1 protein-coding gene and 1 pseudogene (1 of these 2 only partly in view) are annotated in these 11,784 nt (G+C 53.5%); both read left to right on the top strand.

Going from position 1 to position 11,784, the window contains the following annotated elements:
* Positions 1-268 precede the first annotated feature (268 nt).
* Positions 269-1,244, top strand: a pseudogene (locus tag P6574_RS09530) (IS3 family transposase).
* Positions 1,245-1,373: 129 nt separating this feature from the next.
* Positions 1,374-11,784 carry the 5' portion of a non-ribosomal peptide synthase/polyketide synthase gene (locus P6574_RS09525; RefSeq protein ID WP_310620074.1) on the top strand. Its footprint extends 19,256 nt past the window's final position, so the window shows 10,411 of its 29,667 coding nt (coding positions 1-10,411); the start codon lies at positions 1,374-1,376; its stop codon lies off the right edge, out of view.

Here is an 11,784-nt window from a genome sequence, read left to right as displayed (position 1 = left end):
ATCGGCGCTTATCCATAACGGCCCGCGAGGACAAAATCTCGCAAAAAGGCCTGATACACGTGCGCACTTGATCCCATGGTTTTTACGTCTGAGAAACTCTCGCATTGACTAAGGCATCCATACATGTCGCAAACTTTGTCTGGTCTTAGGTTCAATCTATGGTCTTGACGCAATTATCCTGCGAGTACCATGAACTGACGATAGGCTGGAATGGACTTACCCCGTAAAAGTGGAGGTACTTCTGCTAAAGTAGCAACAGGAGGATCGCATGAAGCGACAGGGGCAAAAGAATTATACAGATGAGTTTAAGCAGGAAGCAGTACGTTTGGTGGAGAGTAGTGGACGCAAGGTTGCAGATATTGCCGACGATCTTGGTGTCCCACGCTCTACGTTAAACCGCTGGACTCGAGAGTATCGGGACCAGGATTTGCTATCGGGGCCGCATAATGATGTTGAAAAAGAGCTTGCTCGCCTGCGTAAGGAGGTCACGCTTCTTCATCAGGAAAGGGAGCTACTAAAAAAAGCGGCAGCGTTCTTCGCCAAGGAAACAAGTCTTTGAAATTTCAATTCATTGATGCGCAGAGCGCCTCCTACCCTGTTCGTTTTTTGTGCTCATTTATGGGCGTGAGCTGTAGTGGGTACTATGCTTGGAAGCAGCGCTGTGCCAGCAAACGTCAACAGGAGGGTATGGTACTTCTGGCCCATATCAAAGAAGTCTTTGCAACCTCACGCCAAACCTATGGTGACCCTCGAATTCACGCAGAACTTAAGGAGGTAGGCATTGCTGTGGGTCGCAAACGAGTTGCCAGATTGATGCGGGACAACGCTTTGCGGGCCATACGCAAACCCCACATCAAGAAAATCACCGACAGTTCTCACAACAACTCTTTTGCGCCCAAACTCCTTGAACTGGATTTTACCTGTACAGGTGAAAATCAAAAGTGGGGAGTAGACATCAGCTTTCTCTGGACAACTGAAGGATGGTTGTATTTGGCGATTGTCCTGGATCTATATTCCCGCCGGATCGTTGGTTGGGCCACAAGTAAACGGATGACTGCAAAGCTGAGCTGGTGTGGCGCACTGTCTTTCAACCGCGAGAACAGGCTGAAAGAGAGGTTGGCATTTACATTGACGGATCTTATAATTCGCTAAGATGTCATTCCGCATTGGGATATCAATCACCGATAAAGTTTGAGAAATCGGCAAGAAAAATGAGACAGTGTATCTCCACTAAAGTGGAGTAAGTCCATTCTACGAGATGCCGCATTAATGCTATAGAGTAATTGGTCTGGAGGAAACATCACAAATATAGAATAGTTCTGGAATAACAAGCTGCAGCTGGTGGGGGTTCTCGTTTTTTGAAGAGTACCCTGATGAATATAAGATCGTTTTCGCTGGAAACTTTATCTCACTTGTTAGAGATACGGGCGCAAGGGGGAGCAGATCAGCTTGCCTTCCGGTTTTACCGTTTTGGAAGTGCTGAGGGTGAGAGTTCCACCCAGCTGTCCTATCAGCAGCTGTGGCAGCGGGCGCGCATGGTTGGCGCACAGTTGTCCCGGCAGCTAGAGCCGGGCGAGCGGGCCTTGGTGGTGTGCCCGCCGGGGCTGGATTACATTACCGCCTTTTTTGCCTGTCAGCTGGCTGGAGTGATCGCCGTTCCAGCTTACCCGCCGCGCAATAGCAAACATATGGAGCGGCTGGAAGCAATCCTCAAAGATGCCGAGGCCCACTGTGTTTTGTGCCTGCAAGACCAACTGGGGAGGCTAAATTCTTGGGAACAGGCAGATCATGCACTGGCCTGTCTGGCTGTTGATCAGAGCGAGCTGGGGGACTGGGAAGACTGGCAGCCTGTCAAATCTGATCCCGATGCGATTTCCTACCTGCAGTATACATCTGGCACCACCGGATTGCCCAAAGGGGTGATGGCCACCCACCGGCAGATCTTGGAGAACCTGCAGCGCATTCAGGAACTGGTCTGCGGCGGCTATGAGGGCGCAGAGGAGACTGCAGAGGCCATGTGTAGCTGGTTACCGCCGTTTCATGATCTGGGCCTCATTGGTACCATCTTGCTACCGCTGTATCTGGGGTGTCCGGCCCACCTGATGGCTCCGGCGCACTTTGTGCAGCGCCCGTTGCGCTGGCTTGAGGTGATCAGCCAGACCCGCTCGACACTCACCATGGCCCCCAACTTTGCCTATCAACTGTGCTGCGATGACATTTTGCCGGAACATCGGGCAGGGCTTGATCTGTCCAGTCTGCGGTTCGCCCTCGTTGGTGCAGAACCAATACTGCCGACAACTCTGGAATCGTTTACCCATGCTTATGTTGACCATGGCTTTCAAGCCTCCGCATTCTGCCCTGCCTATGGTATGGCGGAAAATGTACTGGTAGCCACCGCCCGGCAACCGTGGAAAGAGGAGAGTTCTGCCAGCAAAGAGAGGGCAGGTCACATTCATACTCACCCCGGAACTGTGTTTGATCAAGCGGAGAATGTTCAGCTTGGCGAACGGGCTGTGGTCTCGTGTGGGCAGGTGTTAAACACACAGCAGATTGTTATCGTGGATCCGCAGACCTGTGCGGAGCTACCGGACGGGATAGTGGGCGAAATCTGGCTCAGCGGTCCATCCAAGGCCAGCGGCTATTGGCGCAAGGCAGACCTGACCCGACAAGTATTTGAGGCACAGGTTTACGGAGAGACCAGCGGGCACAGGTGGCTGCGCACCGGCGATCTGGGGGCTTTGCGGGAGGGAGAGCTTTACGTACTGGGCCGGGTGAAGGAAATGGTGATCGTTCGCGGTCAGAATTACTATGCAGTGGATCTGGAGGTGACGGCCAATGGCAGTGATCCGCTTTTGGGCAATGACCGCACCATCGCCTTCGGGGTAGAGCAAAATGGCCGGGAGGACCTGGTGTTTGTTCATGAGTTGAGCCGCTCCAGTATGAAGCGGTTCGATCCGAATGTGTTGGGAGAGGCTATTCAGCAGGCGGTGCTTGAGGCACATGAAATTGACGTTGCAGCGGTTGTTTTCATTCGCCCCGCTAGTTTACCGAGGGCCAGTTCTGGTAAGTTGCAACACCTGAAGGCACGGCACCAGTACTTAACGGGGATACTGGCCGAAGTGGCCCGCTGGTATGGAAACGCAGGTGTCTCCATTTTGAGTTTGCCAGCGGTGATCCGAAGGTTTGCGGGCTGGCCACGGGGGGGGAGCGTACCTTCAGTCGTTGATGTGGCCGAACAAGTGCACGCACTGCCACGCTGTGCAGGAGCTCGGGCCCTCTGGTGTCTGCGGGGGGATCAGGTGCACTTGCAGGTTGGGCTGGTTCCTGCACAGGAATGTTTAAAGGTTTTGGATTTCAGCGACTTAAATGACGAGCAAACCAAAGATTTTGTTGTGTCGGTGGAGACGCACTTGCTGCAAAACTTCCCCCAGCTTGCACCGTTTTTGGAGTTCATTCTGCTACAGCCTGTAGAGCTTGCTGGATGGGAGGGAGGTACGCTTCACAAGGGCAGGCAAGCGGGATATGGGGAAGCACCGCAAGGGCTCTTGGAGGCGTTGGTGGCCAAGACGTTTGCAGAAGTGCTTCAACAGGCCCCCGTTTTTCGGGAGAGCGACTTTTTTCACTGTGGCGCCAATTCTGTACAAGTGATGCGTTTAATCGGGCGGTTACAGGATCAAACCAACGATGAAATCCCACTGCAACTGATTTATGAAGCCCGGACAGTCTGGCAGATTGCCGCCGCTTTGAAAGATTGCAAGCCGATAACCGCTGCAAAGTTGAAGACTGGCACGCGTGCGCAGCAGATCCCTTTGTCCTATCAGCAAGAGGCCCTATGGTTTTTGGCAAGGCTCGATCAACGGGCGAGTGTCGCCTATAATGAGATTTATAGTTTCCAACTTGATGGTCCGCTAGATTCCCTTGCTTTGAAAACAGCTATTTATCGCCTTCAGGTGCGCCATGAGGCCCTGCGGACGATCTTTACTCAAGGGAGTGAAGGACAACCGTACCAAAGAATTGTTGCCCAATCGAAGGTTGATGACCTTTGTGTGGAAGCTGGCGAGGGCCTGAACCATGAGACCTTGATAAAGCGGGTGGATGCTCTGGGCAACTGCCCTTTTGATTTAACCCATGGTCCGCTGTTTCGTGCTGTTTTGTTATACCTTGCTCCCCAATCGCATGTACTGGTTATAGGCGGGCACCACAGTGTTCTCGATGGCTGGTCTCTTGCTGTTTTATGGCGTGAGCTTTCTGCTCTTTATCAGGAATCCAAGACCGGGATGCCTGCCCGGTTGCCAGATCTACCCGTACAGTATGCAGATTATGCCCTGTGGCAACGGCAAGTGCTGTCACAAGAGTATTTGCAAGGCGAGTTGGACTGGTGGCGGCAGGAGCTTGTCAATATACCGGAGGCGATCTCCTTGCCGCTGGATCGTCCCCGGCCATTACAGCTGGACTATAACGGGGCCAGAGTTCCGGTTTGTATTCCACTGCACACAAGCAAGGCGCTGTCAGAATTCGGGCACAGAACAAACGCTACCTTATTTATGGTCTTAGAGACGGTGTTTGCGGTGCTTCTTACCCGTCTTGGGGCCGGTGAGGATGTGGTGATTGCCACTCCTGTGGCGGGACGGCCTAGGCCCGAACTGGAAGGTTTGATTGGTTTTTTTGTCAATACGTTGGCTCTGCGCAATCGTGTGGATTTGAACCTGACTTGCGCGCAGCAGGTGCAGCGATGCCAACAGACGATTTTATCCGCCTTTGCCCATGCGCAAACCCCATTTGAAACGGTGGTGCAAGCAGTGGAACCAATCCGTTCCATGGGGATCGCCCCCCTGGCGCAAGTGTCTTTGGTCCTACAAAATACACCGGACGGGGAAAAAACGCTTCAGTTGGATGCGGTGGAAGTCTCACCCTTTTCTCAGGCAAGCGCACCATCGGCGAAGTTTGAATTGACGCTTGAACTGATGGAGCGCGAAGAGGGGCTCTCCGGTTCTCTTATCTATGCCAAGCAAGTCTTTGAGCCTGACACTGCAGAGCGCATTGCTGCTATGTTTTTACGTCTACTGGAAGGAGTTCTGAACCACCCGCAAGCCTGTCTCAATGACCTTCGGCTTCTGGATGAAGCCGAGCGCACTCAACTGTTGCACGGCTTCAATGACACTGTGGTTGACTACCCAGAACAGCAAACGGTAGTGGATCTGTTTGAGGCGCAAGCCCGCCAGCAGCCCGGCGCTGTCGCGGTGATCGATGGGGAACACCAGTTCAGCTACGGTGAACTGGAGGCCACTGCCAACCGCTTGGCCCGCTACTTGATGGCACAAGGGGTGGGGCCGGAGCAGGTGGTAGGCGTGTGTCTGGAGCGCTCCGCTAAGCTGATCGTCACCCTTTTGGCCATCTGGAAAGCCGGCGGGGCCTACCTGCCGCTGGTGCCAGATGATCCGCCAAAGCGGCTGGCGTTTATGGTCAAGAACGCTGGTGCAAAGCTGGTTGTGGCTCAGCGCTCTACGATGGGAACTCTACCATGTATTTTATTGGATGATTGGAAAACAAGACAAGCTCTTTCAGCCCTATCACTAACCCCCATCACCAACGAAGAGCGCCTCTCTGCTATCTGTCCAAGTTCCCTCGCTTATGTCATTTACACGTCAGGCTCGACGGGACAACCAAAAGGGGTTTGCCAAACACATGCAATGTTAACCAATTTGGTTTTCTCAATGGCAGGTGATGAAGCTGGCCGTGAGCGATCTGCAACAGCGGTTTCAACGACAATTGGTTTTGATGCCTCTATTCAACAAGTGATTTTTCCTCTGTGCTTTGGCGGCTGTTTGGTGCCCTGGTCGAAATTCGATATTTTTTCTCCCCAGTCCCTGCATAAAACACCCGAAACTGCCGTTAGAAATTTATATGTTACTCCAACGCAGTTTGCGTTCTGGAGCAGGCTTCCCCGAGCAGAATTCGGGACTGGTATTGCACTTGATACAATTACATTTGCGGGTGAACCGCTGCACATAGATGAAGCTATGCAGGCCTATTTGCAGGCGATAGGAAACCCAATTTTAATCAATGCATACGGGCCTGCAGAAACGCATGTGGTCACGCGAAATATTGGAGTTCATCACTGTGGAAAGGTCTCTATTGGGCGGCCTCTATCAAATATCCAGATATACATTGTGGATACCCATTTGGAGCTTTGTCCTGTTGGCGTCAAAGGGGAAATCCTTGTAGGTGGTCCACATGTCTGCCGCGGCTATTTGGGACGTCCTAGCTTAACAGCCGAGAAGTTTATTGGAGATCCCTTTTCAGGTAAACCCGGACAACGTCTTTATCGTACGGGAGATCTGGCTCACTGGTGTGCAGATGGGACTCTGGATTACCTATGCCGCATGGACCGCCAAGTGAAGATCCGAGGAATGCGGGTAGAGTTGGGCGAGATTGAATCTGTACTTCGAGAACAAAGAGAGATTGTACAGGCTGCTGTGGAAGTGCACGAGAGCGAAGATATGGGCGCTCAGCTCGTTGCATACGTGGTGCCGCAATATGTTCACGCTCAGAACGGGGAGGTGCCTCATGATCACAAGGATATGAGTGCTGAAACTCTGTTCGATCAGGTTAGCCCTCAAGTTTTGTCACTGGATGTTCTGCCTGACCTGATGCAATTTCGTCGGGATTTGCAAAGAACACTGCCACAGCATATGGTGCCAGCATATTTTGTGGGGCTTTCCCATTTGCCATTGACATCGTCGGGTAAAGTTTACCGTAAGGCTTTGTCGCAATATACAGATTTCACAATCCACAAACAGTATCTCCCACCGATTAGTTCTATGGAGTGGTTGGTTGCAGAAAACTTCTCCGCCATTTTAGATGTGGAGCAGGTGGGGCGGCATGACAGTTTTTTTGATCTAGGCGGCCATTCTCTCAGTGCAGTACGATTAGTGTCACGGTTGTCTCAGGCCATGGGCAAGGCCGTCGCGGTGCGTGATGTATTTGAAGATCCGACTGTTTCAGGGATGGCTCAACGCCTGCAGACCATAACGCCCTTGTACGATCAGGTGCCGCTGGTGCCTCAAAACCATGAGCAGCCCCTGCCTTTGTCGTTACAGCAAGAGCGGCTGTGGTTTCTGGACCGTCTTGATGCTCGGGCCGGGGCGGCCTATCACACGCTGATGGCTGTCTGTCTGACCGGTCCATTGAATATTGCGGCTTTGGATTTAGCTGTTGCCAAATTGATTGCCCGACACAGTGTCTTGCGTACCACTTTTGAGGAACGCGGCCAAGGTCAAGTCTATCAGTGTATTGCCCCAGCAGCAGAAGGTGGGCTTCTGCGCGTGGAGGGGGGAGACAACTTAAGCGAAACGGAGCAGGATGAATGGGTACATGGCTGTCTCACCTGTCCTTTTGACTTGGCAAAAGGCCCCTTGTTTCGGGTGAATATTTTGCAGTTGGCTCAGGAATGCCACTTGATGGTCATTGTTGGTCATCACAGTGTATTGGATGGCTGGTCCTTTGGGATCATACGCAAGGAGTTAGCTGCATTTTATCATGAAGCCGTGGCGGGGGATATAGCCCATCTGCCACCCCTTTCTGTAGATTATGCTGATTATGCGGTGTGGCAACGGCAGGCGTTGACAGCAGATCGCATAAAGCAGAAGTTGGCGTGGTGGTGTGAAGAGCTGTCAGGCGTCCCTGAGGCGATCATCCTGCCGTTTGATCGCCCAAGACCTCAAGTTATGGACTATCAAGGAGGTACGGTAGACCTAACCGTGTCGGCACAGCTTACTCAAGAGCTCAAACAACTGGGACAGGACCATAAAGCTACTTTGTTCATGGTGCTGGAAACGGCGTTCGCGGTGTTGCTGTCCCGTCTGGGGGCGGGGGGGGATGTGGTGATTGCCACGCCGGTGGCCGGAAGAACCAGAACAGAGCTGGAAGGTTTGATCGGGTTTTTTGTTAATACGGTGCCGCTTCGCAATCGTTTGGACCTGAATCGGTCTTTTTCTGAACAGCTGCGTGTGTGTCAGGAAGCGATTCTAACCACACTTGCCCATGATACAGTGCCTTTTGGTCAGGTTGTGGACGCTGTGGCACCTGACCGCTCCATGGGGCATGCACCGGTCACCCAGATATTGTTGGCTTTACAAAACGTGCCCGATTGGGATGTGGAATTTACTCTTGGTGAGGCTGTTGTGACTTCGGTGCCCGTAACCAAGGGGCTGAGCGCGAAGTTTGAGCTGGAGCTTGTCCTTTGGGAAACCCAGCAGGGTCTGGAAGGTACACTTGTCTTTGCAACTCAAGTATTCGATCAGCAGACGGCGAAGCGTATTGTCGCTCAATACGGCCGGTTACTCAAGCTGGTAACACAGAGCCCGCAGACTTGTCTTTATGACCTACCACTGCTTGATGAAGCCGAACGCACTCAACTGCTACACGGCTTTAACGATACACATGTGAGCTATCCAGAATATCAAACGGTTGTGGACCTGTTTGAGGCGCAAGTCCGCCAATGGCCAGAGGCGGTTGCTGTGGTCGATGGTAAACATCAGCTGAGCTATGGCGAGTTGGATGCTGCGTCCAACCGTCTGGCCCGCTACCTGGTTGCTCAAGGCGTGGGGCCGGAGCAGGTGGTAGGGGTATGCTTGGAACGCTCAAGAGAACTGATCATTACCCTACTGGCCATCTGGAAAGCTGGCGGGGCCTGTCTGCTGCTGGATCCAGACTATCCTCAAGAGCGGCTCGCCTTTATGCTGAGGGACGCAGACACTAAAATACTGATAAGCACAGGTGAGTTTGTCTTAAGTCTTACTGGTGGTTCAGCCTCCTTCGGCACAATCTTGTATAATGTACCGTCTACCCTTGAACACATCGAAAGCTATTCATCCTCTACCTTAAATACATGTAAGTATTCCCAGCCCATTCACCGGCATAGTTTAGCTTATATCCTATATACATCTGGTACTACAGGCCAGCCAAAAGGTGTTTCACTTGAACTCTTAAGTGTTACAAATTTTATCAGGGCGTGCCAGAAAGACTGTGGTCTTACCCCACAAGATCGCGTTCTATTTTCTTCAAGTCTATCATTTGATGTGACTATTGAGCAGGTTTTCCTACCGCTTTGCCATGGGGCTTCTATTATCATCTTAGATCCTAAAGAGCTGGTGGACGCCAAACAACTAGAGCATATCTGCAAGCGTTATAAACCAAGTTTCATCCATGCCACACCAAGTCTGTGGTATTCCATGAAAGAAGCTGGCTTGCAGGCCAAAGAGCTCACTTGTGTAGTTAGTGGGGGAGAGGCGCTTGGATCTGACCTTGCGCACTATTTGACTGAATTGGCTCCCACGGCATGGAACACATATGGGCCAACTGAATGTACTGTTACAGTCACTACCAGTCGACTGACTTCAGAATATAGCAACTCCATCGGAGTTCCGGCACAAAATGTACAAGCCTTTGTGGTGGACCCATGGGGGCAGCCGGTCCCGATTGGAGTTTCTGGTGAACTGTTGATTGGCGGGGTTCAGGTGAGCCGCGGCTATCTAAGGCGTTCCGGTTTAACCGCTGAGAAGTTCATTGCCGATCCGTTTTCCGGCAAAGCGGGGGCACGGCTGTATCGCACCGGGGATCTGGCCCGCTGGCGATCTGATGGCACGCTGGAGTATCTGGGCCGTATGGACACTCAGGTCAAAATCCGTGGCATGCGGGTGGAGCTGGGGGAGATTGAAGCGGCGCTGCAAGCGCAAGAGAACATTGCTCAGGCCGTTGTGGTAGTGCGAAACCTAAATGACACCTCAACAGCTGAGACCACGTTGGTGGCCTATGTGGTGCCACGACTAGATGCGGAGGGCCTGTTGACCTGTACGCTTGACCATTCGGTTAAGAGTGATGGAGATACGGACCATCAGGCCATGCATATTTTGAGACTGGAGAGCGTGCTGGATGTGGCACAGGTGCGCTCGTGTCTGGCCTCTATCTTGCCCGGCCATATGATCCCCTCCGAATTTGTTGGGTTGTCGTGCCTGCCACTCACTCCGTCAGGAAAAGTAGACCGCAAAGGCATGCCGGATGTAGCGGGAACAACCGTGCAAGTGGGCTATGTGGCGCCGCGAACCCAGCATGAAGAGCTGATCTGCCAGATCATGCGCGATGTGATTGCCCATGATCGCCGTTCTCTGGAGCGGGTGGGACTTGATGATAACTTCTTCGAGATCGGGGGCCATTCTATTTTTGCCGCCCAGTTGGCGCTGCGGCTGGAAAAAGCCCTTGGTATGCACGTGCCGGTGCGCCTTGTGTTTGAAAGCCCCAGTGCCCGCCAGCTGGCTACACGGCTTGAGGAGCGTTTTGACAAGCCGTTGCCAGCTGTGGAGCCGGTGGATCGCAAGGCGCCCATTCCGGCCTCGTTCGAGCAAGAGCGCATGTGGCTGGCCAATGCCCGCTTTGAGGGGCAGCCAGTCTACAATGAAGGCATGCCGCTGATCCTGTGCGGGGTAGTGGACACACCGGCCCTTCGTCAGGCGGTGCAAGGGGTGTTGGAGCGCTATGAGGTGCTGCGCACCCGGTTGGTCAGCCGCGATACCCGCCTGTGGCAGGAGATCGACCCGCCTGAAAGCCTGCAGAACGTGTTTGAGGATTGGTCACAAGAGGGGCAGCCATTGGAGGCGTTGCAAGAACGGGCACAGCAGCGCGGTGCCCGGCTGCTCGCCGCCGCCTATGATCTGAGCACTGATCACCCCTGTCGCTCGCTGGTGCTCAAGCTCTCGCCAACTGTTCATGTGTGGTGTCTGGCCACCCATCACAGTGTGGGGGACAACTGGTCGCTCAGCCATGTGCTGCCGGCCGATTTTGCCGCGCTGTATCAGGCCGCCAAAGAGGGACGACCAGCTACCTTGCCCCCCTTACCGCTACACTATGCAGACTATGCCGCCTGGCAGCGGTCCGAGGCGATGGCGCCGGTATTGGCTGAAGAGCTGCAGTGGTGGCAACAGACCCTGTCTGGCATACCACAAGCGTTGGACTTGCCGTTTGATCGGCCGCGGCCACCGCAGCGCAGCTTTGCCGGACGCCGGATTATCACACCGGGATTGGACCGCGATCAGTGGCGGCAAGTAGAGACGTTTGCCGCCCGTCATGAGGCCACGCCATTCATGGTGTTTGTGGCAGCGCTTTCCTGCTTCCTTGCCCGGGTCTGTGGTAATCAGGACATTGTTCTGGGTACGCCGCATGTGATGAAGCCCGATGCGGCCTTGTGGCCCGAGTTTGGCTACTTTGGCAATACATTAGCCCTGCGCCTGCCGGTGGATGGACAGGACAGCTTTGAGAGTTTGGTGACACAGGCCCGTACCTGCGTGCAGGACGCCTTCGCCCATCAGTATGTGCCGTTTGAACAGGTTGTTTCCGCTTTGGGGGACACAGCTGCCACCGTCACCCCAGTGTTTCAGGTGCTGTTGGTGATGCATGCGTATCGCGATGAGGCGGATGAGCTGCTGGAGAATGTTGAGGTGGGTGATCTTGAGGGCTCACATCCGCCGATCTCGAAATATGATCTGACGGTGGATATCAACCCCTGCACCTCAGGTGTGATCCTCTCCATGGAGTATGCCACAGATGTCTTTGATGAGGATACAGTCCATCGCCTCGGGGCCATGCTGCAGCGGTTCTTAACTTCTGCATTGCAAACACCTGACACACCCGTTGCGTTGCTTCAGCTTTTGGGTGGGGCAGAGCGTGTGCAGCTGCTGCACGGCTTTAACGACACACACGTGAGTTACCCAGAGGATCAAACGGTTGTGG

It is taken from the genome of Pseudovibrio sp. M1P-2-3 (assembly GCF_031501865.1).
Lineage (GTDB): Bacteria > Pseudomonadota > Alphaproteobacteria > Rhizobiales > Stappiaceae > Pseudovibrio > Pseudovibrio corallicola.
This window is presented reverse-complemented; position numbering and strand designations above follow the sequence as displayed.